Source organism: Sphingobium sp. LMC3-1-1.1 (genome assembly GCF_040676285.1).
In the GTDB taxonomy this organism is placed as follows: domain Bacteria; phylum Pseudomonadota; class Alphaproteobacteria; order Sphingomonadales; family Sphingomonadaceae; genus Sphingobium.
In genome coordinates this window covers 209,320-228,041 of the sequence record NZ_JBEGHQ010000045.1, presented here as the reverse complement: position 1 = coordinate 228,041, position 18,722 = coordinate 209,320, and the positions used below count along the sequence as shown (strand labels likewise).

General features: G+C 63.3%; 19 protein-coding genes and 1 pseudogene. 8 read left to right on the top strand and 12 right to left on the bottom strand.

From position 1 onward, the window contains the following. Positions 1–217: 217 nt before the first annotated feature. Positions 218–1,705 (bottom strand): EF-hand domain-containing protein, encoded by a 1,488-nt coding sequence (locus MRBLMC3_RS18610; RefSeq protein WP_363831199.1) that lies wholly within the window; start codon positions 1,703–1,705, stop codon positions 218–220. A gap of 395 nt (positions 1,706–2,100) precedes the next feature. Here MRBLMC3_RS18610 and MRBLMC3_RS18605 point away from each other — a divergent pair, with 395 nt between their 5' ends. Next, a complete protein-coding gene (locus tag MRBLMC3_RS18605; RefSeq protein WP_363831196.1) occupies positions 2,101–2,886 on the top strand; it encodes a DUF3658 domain-containing protein in 786 nt (261 codons plus the stop codon). 504 nt (positions 2,887–3,390) lie between these two features. On the opposite strand, the gene MRBLMC3_RS18600 is transcribed toward MRBLMC3_RS18605, so the two are convergent. Continuing rightward, entirely contained in the window at positions 3,391–3,693 is a 303-nt protein-coding gene (locus MRBLMC3_RS18600) for a hypothetical protein (protein WP_363831193.1), read from the bottom strand. A gap of 22 nt (positions 3,694–3,715) precedes the next feature. Continuing rightward, the gene (locus MRBLMC3_RS18595) at positions 3,716–4,042 is read right to left on the bottom strand and encodes a sigma 54-interacting transcriptional regulator (RefSeq protein ID WP_363831190.1); all 327 of its coding nucleotides are present in this window, start codon (positions 4,040–4,042) and stop codon (positions 3,716–3,718) included. Between MRBLMC3_RS18595 and MRBLMC3_RS18590 the strand changes: the two genes are divergently transcribed. The 6 genes and pseudogenes from MRBLMC3_RS18590 (at position 4,031) to MRBLMC3_RS18565 (ending at position 7,889) form a co-directional block, all read left to right on the top strand. Next, positions 4,031–4,381 (top strand): DoxX-like family protein, encoded by a 351-nt coding sequence (locus MRBLMC3_RS18590; RefSeq protein WP_363831187.1) that lies wholly within the window; start codon positions 4,031–4,033, stop codon positions 4,379–4,381. The genes MRBLMC3_RS18595 and MRBLMC3_RS18590 overlap by 12 nt on opposite strands. Beyond that, positions 4,374–4,847, top strand: a complete 474-nt coding sequence (locus tag MRBLMC3_RS18585; RefSeq protein WP_363831185.1) for a DUF2269 family protein — start codon at positions 4,374–4,376, stop codon at positions 4,845–4,847. The genes MRBLMC3_RS18590 and MRBLMC3_RS18585 overlap by 8 nt, the downstream gene beginning before the upstream one ends. Further along, the gene (locus MRBLMC3_RS18580; RefSeq protein WP_363831182.1) at positions 4,844–5,377 is read left to right on the top strand and encodes a DUF4166 domain-containing protein; all 534 of its coding nucleotides are present in this window, start codon (positions 4,844–4,846) and stop codon (positions 5,375–5,377) included. The genes MRBLMC3_RS18585 and MRBLMC3_RS18580 overlap by 4 nt, the downstream gene beginning before the upstream one ends. Then, positions 5,370–5,771, top strand: a complete 402-nt coding sequence (locus MRBLMC3_RS18575) for a thiol-disulfide oxidoreductase DCC family protein (RefSeq protein ID WP_363831179.1) — start codon at positions 5,370–5,372, stop codon at positions 5,769–5,771. The genes MRBLMC3_RS18580 and MRBLMC3_RS18575 overlap by 8 nt, the downstream gene beginning before the upstream one ends. A 76-nt stretch (positions 5,772–5,847) precedes the next feature. Then, positions 5,848–6,200: pseudogene (locus MRBLMC3_RS18570) on the top strand (tyrosine-type recombinase/integrase). Between the two features lie 252 nt (positions 6,201–6,452). After that, positions 6,453–7,889, top strand: coding sequence for a glycoside hydrolase family 16 protein (locus MRBLMC3_RS18565; RefSeq protein ID WP_414714666.1), 1,437 nt, complete (start codon positions 6,453–6,455; stop codon positions 7,887–7,889). 140 nt (positions 7,890–8,029) lie between these two features. On the opposite strand, the gene MRBLMC3_RS18560 is transcribed toward MRBLMC3_RS18565, so the two are convergent. The 6 genes from MRBLMC3_RS18560 to MRBLMC3_RS18535 form a co-directional block, all read right to left on the bottom strand. Next, on the bottom strand, positions 8,030–9,019 hold the full coding sequence (locus MRBLMC3_RS18560) for a LacI family DNA-binding transcriptional regulator (RefSeq protein ID WP_363738834.1): 990 nt from the start codon (positions 9,017–9,019) through the stop codon (positions 8,030–8,032). 306 nt (positions 9,020–9,325) lie between these two features. Next, positions 9,326–10,648: a sensor histidine kinase gene (locus tag MRBLMC3_RS18555; RefSeq protein WP_414714665.1), complete on the bottom strand. Its 1,323-nt coding sequence runs from the start codon at positions 10,646–10,648 to the stop codon at positions 9,326–9,328. A gap of 157 nt (positions 10,649–10,805) precedes the next feature. Next, entirely contained in the window at positions 10,806–11,492 is a 687-nt protein-coding gene (locus MRBLMC3_RS18550; RefSeq protein ID WP_133653517.1) for a winged helix-turn-helix domain-containing protein, read from the bottom strand. After that, complete coding sequence (locus tag MRBLMC3_RS18545; RefSeq protein ID WP_133653516.1) at positions 11,489–11,905, bottom strand: PDZ domain-containing protein; 417 nt, start codon at positions 11,903–11,905, stop codon at positions 11,489–11,491. Before MRBLMC3_RS18545 ends, MRBLMC3_RS18550 begins: the two co-directional genes overlap by 4 nt. A 72-nt stretch (positions 11,906–11,977) precedes the next feature. Beyond that, complete coding sequence (locus tag MRBLMC3_RS18540) at positions 11,978–12,274, bottom strand: hypothetical protein (protein ID WP_363831173.1); 297 nt, start codon at positions 12,272–12,274, stop codon at positions 11,978–11,980. Positions 12,275–12,380: 106 nt separating this feature from the next. Continuing rightward, positions 12,381–15,704: a glycosyltransferase gene (locus tag MRBLMC3_RS18535; RefSeq protein ID WP_363831171.1), complete on the bottom strand. Its 3,324-nt coding sequence runs from the start codon at positions 15,702–15,704 to the stop codon at positions 12,381–12,383. A 230-nt stretch (positions 15,705–15,934) separates the two neighbouring features. On the opposite strand from MRBLMC3_RS18535, the gene MRBLMC3_RS18530 reads away from it, so the two are divergent. After that, positions 15,935–16,102, top strand: a complete 168-nt coding sequence (locus tag MRBLMC3_RS18530) for a hypothetical protein (protein WP_363738842.1) — start codon at positions 15,935–15,937, stop codon at positions 16,100–16,102. Between the two features lie 61 nt (positions 16,103–16,163). Here the strand turns inward: MRBLMC3_RS18530 and MRBLMC3_RS18525 are convergent, their stop codons facing one another. From MRBLMC3_RS18525 to MRBLMC3_RS18515, 3 genes are read right to left on the bottom strand one after another with little or no spacing between them, the layout of a single operon-like run. After that, entirely contained in the window at positions 16,164–16,883 is a 720-nt protein-coding gene (locus tag MRBLMC3_RS18525; RefSeq protein ID WP_363831168.1) for an anti-sigma factor family protein, read from the bottom strand. Beyond that, positions 16,876–17,397, bottom strand: coding sequence for a sigma-70 family RNA polymerase sigma factor (locus MRBLMC3_RS18520; protein WP_363831166.1), 522 nt, complete (start codon positions 17,395–17,397; stop codon positions 16,876–16,878). Before MRBLMC3_RS18520 ends, MRBLMC3_RS18525 begins: the two co-directional genes overlap by 8 nt. A gap of 10 nt (positions 17,398–17,407) precedes the next feature. Beyond that, entirely contained in the window at positions 17,408–18,649 is a 1,242-nt protein-coding gene (locus MRBLMC3_RS18515) for a glycosyltransferase family 4 protein (RefSeq protein WP_363831163.1), read from the bottom strand. Positions 18,650–18,722: the final 73 nt, after the last annotated feature.

Below are 18,722 nucleotides of genomic sequence, written 5' to 3'. Positions count from 1 at the left end.
ACACTCGCCGGCGACGGCAACTGGCCGATTTCGGAATGTCGCCTTACCGGCGGGTAAGAAGGGATAGCCGCCGGTCCTCTTTAGGACAGGCGACACGATCGTGGGCAGAAATAGCTGCCTGTCGCCCGTCGATCAATAGCCGACTTAAACTGTCAGCTTCGCGGCGCCACAAGCAGACATTCGACCGTGCTATGGGGTTTTTGGCCCCCCCGTTTGATTAATCCGAACCACGGCATGCCGCGCCGCGTGATTGCCCGGAGCTTTCGGTTATAATACAACTATGGACCGGATCACCAAGAGGAACAGGCACGCCGCTGGCGACGATCAACGTGACCGAATGCGCACCTCCCATGCTGGGCGGCATGTGTGCGATCGGCCGAACAATCCTTAACGCGCCGTTGGATTTACGCTCAATGGCGCCTGATCCAAGCAACTGTGAAAGCCCCATCTGGCTCGGCAGAACCTTGTAGGCTTCGACGGGCCCTTTCGCCACCACGCTGCGCGGATTGACGGCTACAAGTCCGCCGGGCCAAAATCTGACAGCCTCACGCCACATCTGCGCATCGAAGCCTTGTGGCAGCGGCGCGGAGTTGCGTTCTGCGCGCACGATTTGACCGGATGGGAGCGACACGCGCTGAACGGAATAGCTGCCGGAAATCCCGTCGGGCACACGTCCGAGGGATCGGTGGAGCGTTGCTGCCGCAACGGTGGACTGCGAGTCCGTCTTGTAGAAATACCGCGGGCAGTCGGGATCGCCGATTGTCACTTTTCGGGCGGAAAGACCCACGACGCCGGATGCAGAGATACCAGCTTCCGTTCCGAGGGACGTGACCACGGCACGAGCCACGCGGCTGGTAGCACCCGTGAAACGCCAGACCATTGATTCATAGGACGTAAGGACGAGGTAAAGCGGCTGGGACCCTGGTTCAATCGCCACGTCTATAATATTTGTCTCTTCGTCCGGTCCACCTATCACGGCAGATGAAATAGCGTCACCTTCATAAGCACCGAACGCGATCAACTTTGCCTCACCCGACAAGACCGGCAAGTCGCACACGGGTGCGGAGCTGGCAACTTGCGCTTCCCGCACACTGGGCGCTATCACGGCGTATTCACCCTGCGAGATCTTTTGGTCGCCGTCGGTATCGACCTTTGCAAAGGCGTGTTCCGCCAGCGCTGTCAATTCTTGCGGCGTGAGCTTTCCGTCGCCATCCGGATCAAGGTCCAGCATACCATCCAGCTGATTGCGGCTGCCAAACATACGGTTCGACGCTGCAGCTTCAACTACGGTCACTTTCCCGTCGCCGTTGGCATCGGCGCGATTGAGCAGTCGATTTACCTGGTTTGCGGTGGAGATGTCGTCATCTCGCTTCATCACCTGCTCGACCTCTGAACGCGTGACTTCGAGATTGCCGTCGAGGTCGTACCGAAGAAACTCTGCTACAGAACTGGCTCGCGCTTGGGCGCGCGCCGCTGCCAGATCCAGTTTGACGTCGTCTCGATCAAGGCCATCACCCTGACGGTCCGCTTGCCGGAGCCTGCCCACCATTTGAGCAACATACTGTTCCAACACTGAGCCCGGGCGCAATTGCTCCAAGAGTACAGGAGAGCTCACAGGCGCATCCGTCTGCGGGGTAAGCGTCGCGAAAGCAAAACCTCCTGCGCACACGATTGCTATCGCTGTAACAGAAGCCGCGGTCTTCATGGTCACCCCCAATTGTGAACCCCAGATTTTAAAGGTGCTGCCACAACGCACTGTTACAGGGTCAGGTTAATGGTTCGGTAGGCCGATTGCACGAGTGAGCGGTGCGACCGCCTTGTCGCGCTAGCATGCCGTTCAGCCCAACACCCCCAACCAGACCGTCCGCTCACCACCCCCGCCAGCCATATGCGGCCCCGATTCGCGCAAGAGCCGCTCCATTGGCGACCGTCCGGTCCGGAACGGGCAAGCTGCCGGACGGCTCGCGACCAATTATGGACGTTCACAGTCCCTACGATCGATGCCAAAAGCCGCCACTCCTCAATATCATCCCTCATTGTTAAGGGCATAATAAGACTGCCTGAGCATTCCATTGTCCAAGACCGCGCACGAGGTGATTGATGATCCACATTTTTTTCTGTGCCTCGGCTGCGGGGACCTTTCGGCAACTACTGCGCGCCAGAGATATCGCTGAAGAAGTGGCTGATATTTCTGAAGAGCTTGATCTCGGTCCCATCTCTCATGGTGATCTTGCTGATCGAGAGGTATGGCTCGATCAATTCGCGCCAATGGATTTCGGTAAGCGAGACTGGCTTGCCGAGAGCGAGGTCAGATTTAGAAACCATATAGCCAGAAATCCTGAACGGTTGGTTTGGATCGCCCCGGCATCAGCTACGGAACAGGCCGGTCTTTACTGGTATCTTTCGCAGTTCGGCGGAAACGGGACGAGATTGGCAATCGCTGACTATAACCTTCGCGGAACCTGGAACGGCAAATCACCACTTAAACTAGGTGAACTTGGCCTTGAGCCAATGGGCGAACTCTATAATGAATGCCCTCGCGTGCCATGGGACCCTTTACGCTTTCCCGAGGATCTATGGAACACGTTGGTTGCGGAAAATGCCCTCGTCCGCGTCGTCGCCGAGGGAGGGCACCTTCGGAGCGCGCCGGACAATTACTTTGATGACTTTTTGCTTGCACGCTGCCCAGTTGGCTGGACGAAGTTTCATCGCGTCATCGCCGATGCCATGGGCGACATTTGGGACACTGGACAATCCGCCGGTAGTGATTTGCTTCTATGGCGGCTTCGTGCGCTCATCAATAATGGTCAGATTTCCTGCGATGGTGAACCCCCACTCTTTGGTGGAAGTGTAGCTAATGCCGTGAAAATTAAGCGCGCGGCGTAGGCTCAGTTAGCAGCTTACCAACGCCAGCAGCCGCAAAGCAGACAGTCCTCTTCCCACCCTTTCCGACCACAGGGCTACCCGGCGCCATTTTCCGTCCCGGTCATTCGGCGGTCGGCTCGAGTGCATGAATGTATGGCTGGTTACGACGGAGAATTTGGCCCTGGGAGCGACTGCTTTGTCGGCGGCATTTGCCACTCCACAGGCTACCTTTGAAGCGGTAGCTTGCGACCTAGCTTACGCCGTTCGACGAGCGAATTTACATGGCAGCTTCTGCCGATAGCAGACTTATCGATCCCATTGCCCGCCTACTGACTCGAGATCCGGGTGGGTGTCACAGAGGCCGAGTTCAGAATCGGTTTCACCAATGCGACAGATCTTTCGAGGTAAAAAAATCGCAGCGATTGAATGGCCAAACAATGCTGCACTTGCGTAGGAGTGTGGCTATCAGACGCGATCAGGCCGTTTGAGGTACGATCGCACAGCGACTGATTCGGATGGTAGCGGTCATCCCCGCTGATCTGTCGGGCGCAGCGCTAGCCGGGTTTGGTCATCCGCGGGATAGAAGCATTCGAGCGTTAGTTCGGCGAGCGTGATGTCGGTGGCGCTCCCGAATACGGTCGTTGTGGAGATGAAGCTGAGGTTTTGGCCGTCACTCGAACCGCGCAGAACGAGAGGCACGGCGATACGCCCGCCGGGCCCGGGAGGATGACGGCTCGCCGGGGCGGGTAAAGCGCGAAGTTCGTCGTGGAGTGCAGCAAGCACCGGATCGCCGGCACGGTCGGCCTCGTCGCGCAGACGGGTCAGCACATGATGCCGCCACTCCGGCAGGTTAACAATCCGTATGGATCGCGCGAGCGACCAGTTCCTTGCCGGTGCCGCTTGGACCCAGCACCATCACCGGCAACTGGGTGGGCGCGACGCGGCGGATGAGATCGCGCAGGCCCGCCATCGCAGGCGATACGCCGAACAGGCCCATATCCTCGCCGCCGCTCGCCTGCGCCTGTAACTGCGCCACTTCGCGGGCGAGACGGGCGCGCTCGACGGCACGGGCGATGACCACCTGCAACATGTCCGGATCGACCGGCTTGGCCAGAAAATCCCATGCTCCGGCCTGTACCGCTTTCAAAGCCAGGGCATGGTCGGCATGACCGGTCATCACCACCACCGGGGCGGGCGCGAAGGTCGGGTCGTCTCGCTGGCGTTCGCACCGCCCGATCTGATCGCTACATGGCTGGCGCGCGTGAGCCTTGGCGGTTCCGCTGCGACTGCGACGCTATGGGCAGGATCGCTCGCCGATATAGCCATCGGCATCGCTCTGCTGGCAAGGGTTCGCGGCGCAGCACTGGCCGGTGTCGCGCTGATGCTGGCCTATACCGCGATCCTGACCGCAGCCGCTCCCGAACTATGGGCCGATCCCTTCGGCCCGCTCGTCAAGAATATCGCCGTACTCGGCCTGTCGTTGGCCGTCCACGCGAAGGAAATTCGCCATGGATGACTATATGCTGTTGAGGACGATCCATATCCTCAGCTCCACCCTGCTGTTCGGCACCGGGCTGGGCACCGCCTTCCATGGCTGGATGGCCAACCGCGCCGGGTCGCTGGACGCGCGCCGCGTGGTGAACCGCAATGTCGTGCTGGCGGACTGGCTGTTCACGACCTCCGCCGTCATCGTCCAGCCCTTCACCGGCATATGGCTGGCGCAGATTGCGGGCTTTCCCCTGACCAGCGGGTGGCTTGTTGCGGCAATGCTCCTCTATCTGCTGGTGGGAGCCTGCTGGTTGCCGGTCGTCTGCATCCAGATCGCCATGCGAAGGATCGCGGATGCAACGCCTGATGGCATACCGCTGCCGCCGCGTTACTTCCGCCTTTCCCGCTGGTGGTTCGCGCTAGGTTGGCCGGCCTTCATCGGGGTCATCATCATCTTCTGGCTGATGGTCGCCAAACCGGAGATAGGACTATGACCACCCCCTTGTTCCGCCGCCTGTTGGGGCAGGATATGGAGCGATTGCCGCCGATATTGCGGCAGGCGCATGATGCGGACGATAGGCGGCTCTGGGTAGGCACGGCTGTCGTAACGCGCAGCGCAAATCCGATCGCCAGACTGTTATGCCGAATGATGAAGCTGCCCTCTCCGGGGGACGATGTGCCCGTCACCATTCTGTTCGAGCGTACCGGCACCGCCGAACGGTGGAGCCGGACCTTTGCCGGGCGCCGCTATCGCAGCAGCCTGACCGAACGCAACGGGCTGATGATCGAGCGGATGGGACCGGCCACCAATATTTTCCAGATTTCGATAATCGCCGGGCTGCTTCATCTGGACCTCGTCGGCTTTCGTTTTCTGGGCATTCCCTTCCCGCGCTGGGCGCGTCCGCGCTGCCATGCACGGGAAAGGGAAGAGGCGGGGCATTATGTCTTTGACGTGCCGGTGAGCCTTCCATGGTTAGGGCATGTCATTCGCTATACCGGTCAGATGGAGCGCATTGATGACTGATGCCCACCCCATCATCCTGTTCGATGCCGAGTGCGTACTCTGCTCCGCCAATGCCCAGTTCATCATGACGCATGACCGCGACCGCCGCTATCGGCTGGCGTCGATGCAGAGCGCGGTGGGTGCCGATCTCTTTCGTCGGCACGGCGTTGATCCGAGCGATCCGGACACGATCCTGGTAATCGACGGGGACAGAGTGCTGCGCGACAGCGACGCAGTGATATCGATCTACGCCGGCCTTGGCTGGCCGTGGCGGATCGCCGGTGCTGCAGCACTTATACCCAGAAACCTGCGTGATCCGATTTATCGCTGGGTCGCCCGTAACCGTTACCGCATTTTTGGCAAACGCGAGAGCTGCTGGATCCCGCATCCTAAAGACGCTGATCGGTTATCATGATATACGGAGCGCGAGCACATAAATGCACCGTCCCGCTATTCTGTCTCCGGCCACCTGCGGCCAACAGAGATGTGTCATGGGACATTCAGTGTATGACCCCGCCTTTTCAGAACGCCCCGCCTGGAATGCGGGCAGGAAGGTTGGTTCAAAGCGCGCGTTGAAGTCCAAACAGATTTGGGAAATTCGATTTTGGTTCGACCGAAAGAGGCGGCTCCGCGATGGCACGCACTCTCTGCGTAGAACAAAGGCCTCCATCATCTATAAGGCACGGGCAATCTCCGCGCGGTCCAAATCCTGCTCGGGCATTCCAAGATCGAGAACACGGTCCGATATCTCGGCGTCGATGTAGAAGACGGCCTGACGCTGGCCGAAGGCATCGAGATCGCTCCGTCCCTCCGGTCTGCCGGGAATCTGTACAACATGGGTTAAGATAGCAGCAGCCCTGTTTGCTTCCGTGCGATTCACCAATCCGGGCACCCAGTCCCAAACGCCATCCGCAGGCAGCACGATGAAAGGTGCTGCAAAGCCGATGAGGCGCGCATTCAGGATCGTTTCAGATGCAATAAAATATATGATAATCAATGTGATAGACTCGAACGGCTACATTGCCGGAGACTATCTGCCCTTGAAGAAGGAGCGGACAGAAGGCCTATCGGCCTAAAAAGCAACGGGGGTTGCATCATGAAAAAATCATCGTTCTCGCGCTCGCTTTCGAGCGCTTTGTTCGCATGTCTTTTTGTGGTTTGTGTCAGCGCTTGGGGCCTGACCTCAAACGTCGATTTTCAACGTTCAGGTGGAACAGCGCGGCTCGCGGCGACAGATGGCCGTCATGCTTCGGATGACGCGTTCGACACATTGGCATTCATGCGCTCCGCCATAGACGACGCATCTATGCAGCAGTTGGCGGCTGCTTCCTCCCTGTCGACGGATGCCGGGGATTTTGCCAGTTTCGACTTCGCCAATGGCACCCGATATCCGGAAAGAGCCACGGCATCCGTCGGGCCAGCCACCTATCGGCCCGGGTCCACCATAGCATATGTTCCGATCAGCCTGGACCGGCCCACCCCGAACACCGTGATTGCCAGGGTCATGACAGAGGATGGGACCGGTCTGGTGAGAGGCGTTGCCGGAATCAATTACCAACCCATCTATAAATCCGTCATCTTCCGCCCGGGCGATCCGCTTACCAAGACGGTGGAGGTGCCGATCATCCTTGGGATCCCTGGGGCTGATTTCATCGTCCGGTTCGTTGAGGCACCCTGGGGCGGGATGATGGGCACCGACCGCGCCTATGTGCAGTGCGATTTTCAGAAGGAAGCAACGCCGGCGCAGACAGAAGGCCGGGAACCCCGAACCTTCAGCCCAAGCGGCACGCTTCAGTGGCGGATGAGCCGGGACACATTGAAGTGGTCCGATGCAGGCCATGACAAGGCCTGGTCCACCAAATTGCCCAACGGCCGCTCGCAGCCGGGCAACCAGGAAACCGGCATTTATCTCGATGGCTGGGTATATCGTGATGCCGGGATCGAGGCGCCGCTGCGCTACACGGATGAAGGGCTTGTCATGCACACCCAGAAGCTGAAACAGCCGCTGGAGTGGGACGGCGTCCCCTATGATTACGGCTCGGTCGTCCTCAGCGGCCACAACACCAGGCCGGTCCAGATCGGCTATGGCCAATATGAATTCACTGCCAAAATGCCCGACCGGCGCGGGTCATGGCCGGCTTTCTGGCTCATCTCCACGGCCGGTTGGCCGCCGGAGATCGATATCTACGAGGGGTTCGGCTTCGAGAGTTGGTGGGATTTCGACCGTTATACCGCCAACACCCTGCATGGCGGCGCCAATATCACCCGCACCTTCCAGGAGGGCATATTCATGAACAGCGACGAGGTCTACGGCATCGGCGGGTTCACCAAGGGTTTTCACAGCTTTGCCGTGGATATCCAGCCCGACTACATAACCTGGTTCATCGATGGCAAGGAAACCTATCAGGCGGTCAATCCGTTCGCCGGCTTCCGCTGGTATCCGATCATGGATGTCGCCGTAAAAACCAATGGCGATTATGCCGATGGCTCAGGTGATATGATTGTCAAGGATATCAAAATCTATTCCAATTGACGCGATGAGGCAGGGTGCCGGATCGGAAGGGTCGCGTTTGCGCTATCGCCGGGGCGATCCGGCCCGTTTTTCAGCGCCATCCCAGCCGATCATCCTGATCATCCTGATCATTTCATGGTCAGGGATGAGCCGTCAAACCATCACGCGGGCGCCGGGCCGGAACTGTCGCGCTGCACCAGGTCGAAAGTGAAATGCGGTGCATCGTCGGCGCTTCCAGCCAGGGCGTCGATCATGGCACGGCCCATCTCCTCAAGCGGCTGGCTGACGGTGGTGAGCGGCGGCCAGGCCGTGAGGCCGGCGGGCGTATCGTCGAAGCCGACCACTGACAGATCCTCCGGCACGCGCAGTTTCATCCGATGCGCGACGGTCAGGGTGCCAAGCGCCATGTCGTCATTGGTCGCGAAGATGGCGGTGGGACGCTGGTCCTGGGTCAGCAAATGCGTGCCTGCGCTGATGCCGGACTCGAAATCGAAGGCGCCCTCCACAAACAGCAGCGGATCGAGCGGCAGCTTCGCCGCGGCCATGCCGTCGCGAAAACCCTCGACGCGTTGCATCGCCGCCTTGTGGCTGGCGGGCGGAGTGATCACGCCGATGCGGCGATGGCCAAGGCCGATCAGATGATCCGCGACCATCCGTCCCCCCGCGCGCTCCGGCGTCGGGATGTTGAAGCTCTCCGCCATCACTGAGCCGGCGATGCGGGCGCAGGGCAGCTTCAGTTCGGACAGGCGCTGGAGCAACTGCGCATCATCGGACAGGGGTGGCACCAGGAAGACGCCATCTGGCCGCAGCGCCGCCACCAGCCGGTCGAGAATGGCAAAGCGCTCCTCCCCCGACAGCGGCATGGGTTCGACCACCAGATGATAGCCCATGTCCCGGCATCGGTTCGCCGCGCCGGACTGAATGCCGCTGTTATAGGAAGGGGCGGGATTGTTGTAGAGGAAGGCGATCATGAAAGACCGCCCGCCGGCCAGCCGCCGCGCCGACTGGTTGGGCCGATAGCCAAGCTGGCGGATCGCCGTCGTCACCCGTTCGCGCAGTTCCTCGCTCACATTGGGCGCCTTGTTGACCACGCGCGAAACGGACTTGATGGATACGCCGGCCAGGGCCGCAACGTCGTGAATGTTGGACATCAGCAGTACTGAATGGGAAAAAGGGCCGTCATGGCACCGCTCTTGCCATGGAAGGCCGGGGGATGGAACAGCGTTTACCCGGTTTGTCCGCGGCCCGAGGTTCCTCTTGCGAAGCCGCCGTTGCTGCCAGGCGGGCCGGGCGCACTCCTGCAGGGATTGTCACGAAAAAATGCCCTTGATCTGGCAGCCACAGGGGTCTACATCGATTGGACAACGTTGTCATACTCTCCAAGCACGACAACGGATACCATCCTGGGCAGCGGTCGGTGGAACTGCACGCCCTGATCGTTGCCCGGGATGCGCTTTTCAGGGTCGCCGCAAGGTCAGCAGGATCTTCAGTCCGGGCCCATTATCAGCCAGCGTCACCATGCCGTTGTGCAGCCGCCCCACCGCTTCGACCAGCGACAGGCCCAGTCCCGATCCCGGTTTGCCGCGCGCCGGATCGAGCCGTCCGAAGCGCTTCAGGGCGGCGGCCCGGCTCTCTGCCGGAATCCCCGGACCGTTGTCGGCCACGGTGATCAGCAGATCGCCATTGTCGATCGCCGCGCTGATTTCTATGCGATCGCCCCCCTCAGCATAATAGAGCGCATTTTCGATCAGATTGGCGAGCGACTGGCTCACCAGTTCGCGATGGAGCGGAAAGACCAGCGGATCGGCGGCCGCGATCGTCAGCGCAAAGCCGCTGTCCTCCACCAGCGGGCCGTAGATCTCGCCCACATCGCGCAGCAGTTCCATGACATCGGTGTCGCGCCGCTGGTCGCCGCCGAATCCCGCTTCGGTCCGGCTGATCAGCAGCGCCGTGGTGAGCATGGATCGCAGCGTCTGCGCCTCATGATGCACCTTTTCCAGTGCGTCGAGCGCGGTGTCGTCGGCGGTTTGGGCGCTGGCTTGCTCGACAACGGAAATCAGGCGCGTCACCGGGGATTTGAGGTCGTGGGCAAGGCCGTCGGTCATCATGCGCAACTGCGTCACCAGGGCGTCGATCCGCTCCAGCATGGCGTTGATCGACTGGCCCAGGCGGTCGAAGGCGTCGCCGCTGTCGTCGGTCGGCACACGCCGGTCGAGCGCGCCGACAGCCACGTCATTGGCGGTTTCCGCGATGTCCGAAACCTGCCGCGCCAGGATGCGGCCCAGCATGATCGCGCTGCCCAGCGCCAGGACCAGGCTTATTGCAAAGGCGGCGGTCAGCGCCTCCTCATAGATGCGGGTAAGTTGCAGGCTGTTGGAAACCACCATGCCGACCAGCAATTGAGTGTCGTCCTTCAACCTTATCGGGATGACGCCCATCGGCTCGGGCTCGTCGCGGCCGACGCGGTAGAGCGAGATGATCTGCCAGCGTCCGTCAGCGGCCAGTCCGGCAGGCCAGGCGCCCAGATTGCCGCTGACGGGGCGGCCTGACGGATCTGTCAGCAGCAGCACGGCGCGCTCCCCCTCGACCGCGCGGAAACGTCGGGCGATCTCCGCGCGCAGGGCGGCGGTCCCTCCGCTGCGATGGAGCGCAAGCAGGTCGTCGCGGGCATCCTCCGCCGCCTGACGATCGGCGGCGACGACGGTACGCTGGCTTGCTTGCTGCACGAACAGCAGCACGCCGCCGGTCACCAGGAACTGGCAGAGAAAGGCCAGACCCACGAACCGCCCGATGGTCGATCGGACAAAACCGAACCAACGACGGGAAGGATGGTTTCCAGGGATGGTCGGGGCCTCCTCAGCCGCTGGTCAAGTTCCGGAAGGGGGAGGGCGAAGTAGGCGATCTTGAGCTTGAGACCACCCTGCTTTCCGCCCGCCCTCAGCCCTCCGGCCCCAGCCGGTATCCCATGCCGCGCACCGTGTGCAGCAGCGGCTTGTCCCCGCCTTCGTCCAGCTTGCGGCGCAGGCGGCTGACATGCACGTCGATGACGTTGGTGCCCGGATCGAAATGATAGTCCCATACGCCTTCCAGCAGCATGGTGCGCGTCACCACCTGGTCGGGATGGCGCAGAAAATATTCCAGCAGGCGGAATTCGCGCGGTTGCAGGTCGATATTCCGCGACCCCCGCTTCACCCGCCGGGAAAGCAAATCCATTTCCAGATCCGCGTGCCGCAGGCTGGTGACGACCGCGCTGCTGCCGCCGCTTCGCCGCAGCAGCAACTGCACCCGCGCCATCAGTTCGGCAAAGGCGAAGGGCTTCACCAGATAATCGTCCGCGCCGCTGGTCAGCCCCTCTACCCGGTCCTCCGGCGTTCCCAGCGCGGAAAGGATGATGACCGGCGTCTCGATCTCCGCCGCGCGCAGGGCCTTCAGCATCGCCATCCCGTCCATCGCCGGCATCATCCTGTCCAGGATGATCGCGCCATAGCTGCCGTCGCTCGCCAGGAACAGGCCGTCCCGGCCATTATCCGCCCGGTCGACGGTGAAGCCTGCCTCGCCCATGCCCTTGGCGACGTAGGCGGCGGTGGCTGCATCGTCCTCGACCACCAGAATCTTGTGGCTCATTGCTCCCTTTCCGGCCGGTCCAGCATCACCACGCGCATATGATCCGCATGTTTCAGCCCCAGCGCTATCTTTGGCTGGGAATGATGTAACAGATAGGTGCTGGCTTGATCCAGCGAGCTTATCGGCGTGCCGTTCAGGCTGACCACGTCGTCGCCGACGCTGATGCCCAGGCGCGCGGCTTCCCCGTCCGTTTCCATGCTGGTGACGACGACCGCCGGGCGACCGTCGGGCCAGCTTCCGTCGGTCAGGGTGATGCCGGGCAGCGCGCGGGCCTTGGCCGCCGCCGCTTCGATATGGCCGTCCGTGACGCGGCGGACATGCATGAAGAAGGCGCCGCTCATGAGCAGCGCGCACAGCGCCAGTCCGGCCAGCAGCAGGCCGGTCGCGTTCCTGTCGATCGGTCGCTTCGTCATCCGCCTACTCCCCCATCCCCGTCGCGCCGGGGAAGGATGGCGGCGTCCCATCCTTCCCCGGCCGTGCCGGCATCAGGAGGGTTTCGGCGCCGGCGTGCCTTCGGCTGCGGGCTTGGCGGCATGCGCTGTCCTGTGATGCCGTGCGGCGACCTTGTGATGTGCCGCGGCCTTGTGGTGTGCCGCCTTGTGATGGGCGGCCGGGCGTGCGGCATGGTGCATCATTTCGCCCGACGAGCTGGTGCATTCGTCGGTCACGGTCTTGGAGCAGGGGGGGTAGGAACTGGGCGGACTGGGCGGGGTGCTGGGCGCCTGCGCCATGCCGGCTGTGCCCATGCCCAAAGCGACGAGAGGGAAGATCAGGTATTTCATGGATCATCTCCTTCACTTGCTGGCGGCGCTTTGCCCGTCCTGACGGGATCTCCGCCGCCGATTGAAGGATGAAGCGGGTGCGCTGCCAAGTCATGTTAAGCTTTGTTCATGCCCCGGACGGAATGCCTGGCTGGGTGACGGCGACCCGGCCTGTCCGTTCCAGCTTGCCCCAGCCGACCACCCAGCCGCCAATGGCCGACGCGATCGCCCGCACCACGACCCAGTACATGATCTGGCGGTAGACGAAGCGCTGCGCCACCAGCAGGTGCGGCGGATAGCGCACGTCGTGATTGTCGAGCGCATAGGCCACCCAGCCGCAGAGGACGTCGATGCCGGTGAAGGCCAGCCAGTAGACGCCCATCGTCCACACATCGTTGCTGGTCTGCGCCCAGCCATGCTGGTGCACGCGGACCAGCGTGCCGATGATGGAGGTGATGAGCGCCAGGTCGATCAGGGGCGAAATGGCCGCGAACAATATCTGGAACAGCCAGGCCTGGGGCAGGCCGACCAGGGCAAGGCCGGTGGGCTTCCTATCGCGCAGGATGCGGCGATGCTTCCACAGGCATTGCAGCGTGCCGAAGGCCCAGCGATAGCGCTGCTTGGCCAGCGTCCTGAAGCTTTCGGGCGCCTCGGTCCATGCGACCGCTTCGGGATCATAGGTGACGCGCCAGCCTGCGCGCTGGATCGCGATGGTGAGATCCTGGTCCTCTGCCAGCGTGTTTTCCGGATAGCCGCCAACGGTGTCCAGCGCCGCGCGGCGCCAAGCGCCGACCGCGCCCGGCACCACCGTTATCGCGTCGAAGCCGGCCAGCGCACGCCGTTCCAGATTCTGCGCGGTGATATATTCCACCGCCTGCCAGCGGGTGACGAGGTTCACGCGATTGCCCACCCGCGCGTCGCCCGCCACCGCGCCCAGCGTGGGGTCGGCGAACCAGCGGGCAAGGCGGCGGATCGTTGCCGGCTCGAACTGCGTGTCGGCATCCAGCGCGATGACGACTTCTCCGGTCGCCTCCTGCAGCGCGCGGTTGAGCGCCGCCGCCTTGCCGCCATTCTGCAGCGTCAGCAGTGTGACGCGCGGATCGTTGGCGAAGGCCTCCGCCACGATGGCGCTGGTTGCGTCCTTCGACCCGTCGTCGGCGACGATCAGCTGAAGGCCCGGATAGTCGCTGGCCAGCACGCGGCGCACCGATTCTTCGATCACCCGCGCCTCATTATAGGCGGGGATGATGACGGAGACGGTCGGCTGATGATCCGGTGGCGTCGGCCGCCCCCGCCGCGCCTGGAACCAGGCGAGCAGGGTCATCAACACCGCCCGCGCCAGCCCCAGGGAGATGGCGACGTAGAAGATCCAGCCGAGCAGCGCGGAAAGTGTCGCCAGCACCACGAATGCGGCGACGTCGACCCGCACTGCCAGCAGGTCGCTGGCCTTGACCGGCGGCATGGCGGCATTCTGCGGCAGCCCGGCAAGTTGGGACACCGGCACGAAGCGATAGCCTTCAGCCCTTAGTTGCGCGATGATGCGGGGAAGCGCGGCCACCGTCTGCGACCGTTCGCCGCCGCCATCGTGCAGCAGCACGATGTTCGCCGACCGCTCGCTGTCGGCCGCATGCACCTGATCGATCACCTGCTGCACGATGGCGTCGGCGCCGGGACGCTGCCAGTCATTGGGGTCAACGTGCAGCCCAACCACCGTATAGCCCAGCTCCTGCGCCGTCAGCGCGGGCCCCAGTTCGTCCGCGGTGGTCGGTTCCGCGTCCCCGAAATAGGGCGCACGGAACAGCCGCGTGCTGCGCCCGGTATAGGCCTGCACCAGCCGTTGGGTGGCGTTGAGCTGCAGCCGGGTCGGCTCTTCGGACCATGTGGCGAGATTGGGATGGTCATAGGTGTGATTGCCGATCTCGTCCCCGTCGGCAACGATCCGCGCCAGCAGGCCCGGATGCTCCAGCGCATTTTCGCCGATCACGAAGAAGGTCGCGGGCGTGTGGGTCTGTTCCAGCACGTTCAATATTTTGGGCGTCCATTCCGCGTCCGGCCCGTCGTCGAAGGTGAGGGCCAGCTTCTTGGGGTCCTGCGCACCGGTACGCTGCACCTGATAGGGCGTCGGCATCGTTTCATAGATTTCCTGCGCGATCGTTCCCTGCTGCCCGAAGGTGATGGCGCGATGGCCCTGCGTGGGCGTGGCGGTGATCCGCAATATCTCCCCGGAACCCTCGACATCCGTGTCCAGCGTGCTCGCCATCACGTCCAGCTTCGGGCGGCCGCCGTTGCGCCAGGCGGTCAGGTCCGACCAGATGCCAGGGTCTTCGCTGCCCAGCCGCCAGAGCGCGACGCTCTGGATGCCCAGCCGCTTCAGCACCAACAGCTCGTTCCAGCTCGCGGCGGCGTCCAGCATCCAGATCTGGTGGCGCTGCCCCGCCTCGTCATAGGCAAAGCCGGCATTGCCGCTCGCGGCGTCGTAAAGCGGACGGGCGTCGCTGTCATGCGCGGCCAGCCACGCCTCGTCCAGCGACAGGGCATCGGCGGTGCCGCCATGCCAGTCATAGGCATAGCTGCCCAGCGCGACGACGATATGGTCCGCGCCGATTTCACGCAAGGCGGTCTCGGCTTCCCGCGCGAACCATCCTTGCGCGGCGATGGGCCCCGGCTCGCCACCCTGCCAATGCTGATCGTAATCCATCAGGATCACCCGGTTGGCCACAGCGGCGAAGCGGGCAAGCGGCCAGCCCTGTTCGCCCGCGGGCACGGTCAGCGCGATCTGCGTGCCATGCGGCATGGCCGCGCGCAGCAATTGGAGGAAGCGCAGATAGCCGGGCATGGCATTGCCCGGCAGCGATTCCAGGTCCATGACCAGCCCCGCCTCATGGTTGCGGGCAACAAAGCCGCCTAGCTGCCGGGCGAGTGCCTGCGACGCAGCCGGATCGCGCAACAGCCGCGCCGCACCCGCGCCGTCCCAGCTTTCGCTGCCGATATTCTGCACCATGGGCAGCACTTTGGGCGGCCGGGGCATGGCGGCGATCATGCGGTCGAACGCGGGGTCGCTGGCGACGTGGATGGGCTGGCCGGAACCCGATATGGTGACCAGCGCCGGCACCACCCAGTCGAGCTGTGCGACATGGCGGCGCAGCGACGCGATGCTGCCTTCGTCGCCGGGCATGTAGAAGCCGATGTTGAGCGGCCGGGCCTGCACGTGACGCTTGCCCCAATGCGGCAGCCATTTGGCGATATCGTGCCGCAGCGACGATATGCCCGACAGGCGCGCCGCATGCGGCTGGGGCAGGGGCAACGCAAGGTCACCCTCCGACGGGACGGCGACCAGCGTGGTGGCGAAGGCGATCGCGCCCAGCAGGATAAGCAGCAATGCGCCCGCCAGCAGGCGCCGCGCCCAAAGCCCCCGGCGGCCGGTGGGATCGAAGAAGATTGGTCTGCTCATGGTTCGCGCTGTCGCCCTGTTTCGGGACCGCCTTTACGCGGTGGGTCATGCCGGGCCAATGAGCCGCTCATGAACTATTGGTCATGAATCCTCTCAGGGATGCGAGGATGCGAGCACGCGTCGCGGCACGCCCGGCCAAGCTTTTCTACCCCGATGATCAGCAAAGCTTGAAAGACAAATCTCTATCTGAACACTAGATAAGACGCGTCTCGATTCGCAGGAGAAGAAATATGGAATGGCGCTCTGCAATCGGTCGGCACTGGGGTCGCTGGAGTGACGCCATGAAGCGCGAATTGTTGCGGGAGCCCGACCGCGTGCTGCTGGACCGCGGCCCCGAAGCCCTGGCGCCATCGACCGAGAAAAGCGAACGGATGGAACCCTCGCTGGAATTGCGGTGACAATGGCTGCGGGCTTGCTCCCGTCCGCGCGGCGTCCCTCATCGCAGCGGAAAGCTGCCCCTCAGATCCGCGTCAGCGCCTCCGCCGTCGCGTCCATAAAGCCCGGTTCCTGGTCTCCGGTAAGGGCGTAGGACATGTCGCCGCGCCGCCAATAGGCCACGGACTGTTCGCCCTCCCGCACCGCATCGGGATGCTCGGGCGCGGCGGTCTTCTGATGCACGGCGAAGATCGTCATCCTATGTCCCGTTTCAGTGCGCACCGCCATCAGCAGGGCGGGCGTCTTGTCTGTCGGGAAAAGCTGGACGTCGGTGACATGCCAGTCATCGGGCAATTGCGGCATGGCGATGCGGGTGTTGCGCGCCACTTCCCGCGCGTCGAAGCGGGGGGCTTCGATCTGCGAACGCATGTCGGCGCGCAGCATGGCGATCCGGTGCGAGGCGACGGCATAGTTGACATAGGATGGGGGGCGTTCGATCCCCGATATCCACACGGCAAGCGCTGCTGCCAGGCCAGAGGTGGCGAGGCCCGCCGGCATCAGGCCGCGCCAGCGGCTTTTCTGCGGCCGCGTAAGCCGTCCTGCCATGTCCGCCAGGCGGGCGGGCACCGGCCGCCGGTCATGCGTCAGCATCCGCAGCGCGCTACGGATGCTGAGATCGCCCATCACGCGCGCTGCAAGGTCGGGTTGGTGCGAAAGATGGGTTTCCACGACAAAGCGTCGCTCCACATCCAGTTCACCGTCGATATAGGCGTCGATCTCCATATCGGTCGGACGATCAGTCATCGCTTCCTCCTATCAACCGGAGGCCAGCCGCTCCCTGCTGCCCCTCTTCCTTTTCCCTGAGCGCGGCGCGCGCACGCGCCAGCCTTGACATCACCGTGCCCACGGGCACTTCCAGAGCCTCTGCCGCCTGCTGGTAGCTGAAGCCCTCGATAGCGGTCAGATGAAGCACGGCGCGCTGATGTTCGGGCAAAGCGGCGAACTGCCGTGCGATCTGGACAAGCCGGGCATGCTCCTCCTGCCCGGGCTCCAGCCGGTCGACCAGCGTTTCGGCAAAGCGGTCGTTGCGCCGAGCCTCGGACGCCTCGCGCCGTTTCGACGAGAAGAAGACATTATGGACGATCGCCAGCAGCCAGCGGCGGCGGTTGCGGTCGGGCTGGTACGTTTCCTGGCGCTCTATGGCGCGGACGATGGCGTCCTGCACGACGTCGTCGGCATCCTGATCGTCGCGGGTCAGCGAGCGGGCATAGCGCCGCATCGCGACCAGATCATCCCTGATGTCGGAGCCCTCGTTCATCTCGGCCCTATCATGCGGCCCGCGCCGTCGGCGTTGCAAGCGGGACGTGCACCAGTGCGCCATAGCAGCGCGCCACATCGTCGAGCACGTCGTCCCAGGCGAAGCACGCCGCCGCAGCGGCCGCCGCGGCACCCAGCGCAGCGCGGCGACGGGGTCGGCGAACAAGGTCCGCCACCGCCGCCGCATAGGCCCCGACGTCCGCCGGCGGCACCAGCAGCCCGGTGCGGCCATGGGCGATCATGGTCGATGCGCTGGGCACATCGGCGGACACGATTGCTAGGCCGGATGCCATCGCCTCCAGATTGACATTGCCGAATGCCTCCGTGACCGAAGGGTTGATCAATATGTCGGCGCTGGCAACGGCCCGGCCCAGTTCTTCACCCGACAAATGGCCCATGAAGGTGGCATTGGGCAGATGTTCCGCCAGCCAGTTCCGCGCCGGGCCTTCGCCGACGATCAGCGGGCGCACCGCCAGGCCCTCGGCACGGACAGCCGCGATCGTCCGGGCGAAGACGGCAAGCCCCTTTTCCATCACCAGCCGCCCGAAGAACAGCGGCACCGCATCGCCGGGCGCGTGGCCGAGGCGCGCGCGGAGGCCCTCGTCGCGCAGCGTGGGGCGGAAACAGTCCGGGTCGATGCCCCGTCCCCAGATCGTCACCCGTTCCGTACCGAAGCGCGCCGCCATGTCCTGGGCGATTGGCTGTGTCGGACAAAGGATGCGATCGCAATCGTCATAAAAGCGATCCAGATAGCGCTCCACCGGCCCGCGCAGGAAAGACAGGCGATAATAATCGAGATAGGTTTCGAAGCGGGTATGCAGGCTCGCGACGACCGGGATGCCGAGCGCGCGCGCATGTTTCTGTGCCTGCCGTCCCAGCAGGTCGGGGGCGGAAAGATGCACGATGTCGGGTGCGAATGCCTCGAAATCCTCCCTGACGGCGCGGGGGAAGCCCAGCGCGACGCGATATTCGGGACGCCCGGGGATGCTGATCGAACGGACGGAGCGCACGTCCCCCACCGATTCGAATGCTTTGCGTGGCGCCGTCGGCGAATAGATCCGGACCTCTGCCCGCAGGCGGTGGAGCAGATAGGCGACAAGCCGGTTGAGCGCCTGATTCGCGCCGTCCCGCACGCAATCATAATTGCCGGAAAACAGGGCGACCCGCAGCGGACGGCGCAACGCCTTCGTCAGCGCGAGGCCGGATGTGGGCAAGCGTATCGAACGGGAACGAAGATCGGCGGCATTGTCCATCGCCGATATACGCCCGGCATCATCTGACTATTCCATGGGCAGTCGGGCTTTTGCAGGAAGATGACCGGCTCGA

Bases quoted from the DNA above. Each gene is read 5' to 3' on its own strand.
- MRBLMC3_RS18535 (WP_363831171.1), bottom strand. From the start codon at position 15,704: ATGAGCAGACCAATCTTCTTCGATCCCACCGGCCGCCGGGGGCTTTGG.
- MRBLMC3_RS18520 (WP_363831166.1), bottom strand. From the start codon at position 17,397: ATGAACGAGGGCTCCGACATCAGGGATGATCTGGTCGCGATGCGGCGC.
- MRBLMC3_RS18525 (WP_363831168.1), bottom strand. From the start codon at position 16,883: ATGACTGATCGTCCGACCGATATGGAGATCGACGCCTATATCGACGGT.
- MRBLMC3_RS18545 (WP_133653516.1), bottom strand. From the start codon at position 11,905: ATGACGAAGCGACCGATCGACAGGAACGCGACCGGCCTGCTGCTGGCC.
- MRBLMC3_RS18585 (WP_363831185.1), top strand. From the start codon at position 4,374: ATGGATGACTATATGCTGTTGAGGACGATCCATATCCTCAGCTCCACC.
- MRBLMC3_RS18560 (WP_363738834.1), bottom strand. From the start codon at position 9,019: ATGTCCAACATTCACGACGTTGCGGCCCTGGCCGGCGTATCCATCAAG.
- MRBLMC3_RS18590 (WP_363831187.1), top strand. From the start codon at position 4,031: ATGACCGGTCATCACCACCACCGGGGCGGGCGCGAAGGTCGGGTCGTC.
- MRBLMC3_RS18575 (WP_363831179.1), top strand. From the start codon at position 5,370: ATGACTGATGCCCACCCCATCATCCTGTTCGATGCCGAGTGCGTACTC.
- MRBLMC3_RS18530 (WP_363738842.1), top strand. From the start codon at position 15,935: ATGGAATGGCGCTCTGCAATCGGTCGGCACTGGGGTCGCTGGAGTGAC.
- MRBLMC3_RS18515 (WP_363831163.1), bottom strand. From the start codon at position 18,649: ATGGACAATGCCGCCGATCTTCGTTCCCGTTCGATACGCTTGCCCACA.
- MRBLMC3_RS18565 (WP_414714666.1), top strand. From the start codon at position 6,453: ATGAAAAAATCATCGTTCTCGCGCTCGCTTTCGAGCGCTTTGTTCGCA.
- MRBLMC3_RS18605 (WP_363831196.1), top strand. From the start codon at position 2,101: ATGATCCACATTTTTTTCTGTGCCTCGGCTGCGGGGACCTTTCGGCAA.
- MRBLMC3_RS18550 (WP_133653517.1), bottom strand. From the start codon at position 11,492: ATGAGCCACAAGATTCTGGTGGTCGAGGACGATGCAGCCACCGCCGCC.
- MRBLMC3_RS18580 (WP_363831182.1), top strand. From the start codon at position 4,844: ATGACCACCCCCTTGTTCCGCCGCCTGTTGGGGCAGGATATGGAGCGA.
- MRBLMC3_RS18540 (WP_363831173.1), bottom strand. From the start codon at position 12,274: ATGAAATACCTGATCTTCCCTCTCGTCGCTTTGGGCATGGGCACAGCC.
- MRBLMC3_RS18610 (WP_363831199.1), bottom strand. From the start codon at position 1,705: ATGAAGACCGCGGCTTCTGTTACAGCGATAGCAATCGTGTGCGCAGGA.
- MRBLMC3_RS18595 (WP_363831190.1), bottom strand. From the start codon at position 4,042: ATGACCGGTCATGCCGACCATGCCCTGGCTTTGAAAGCGGTACAGGCC.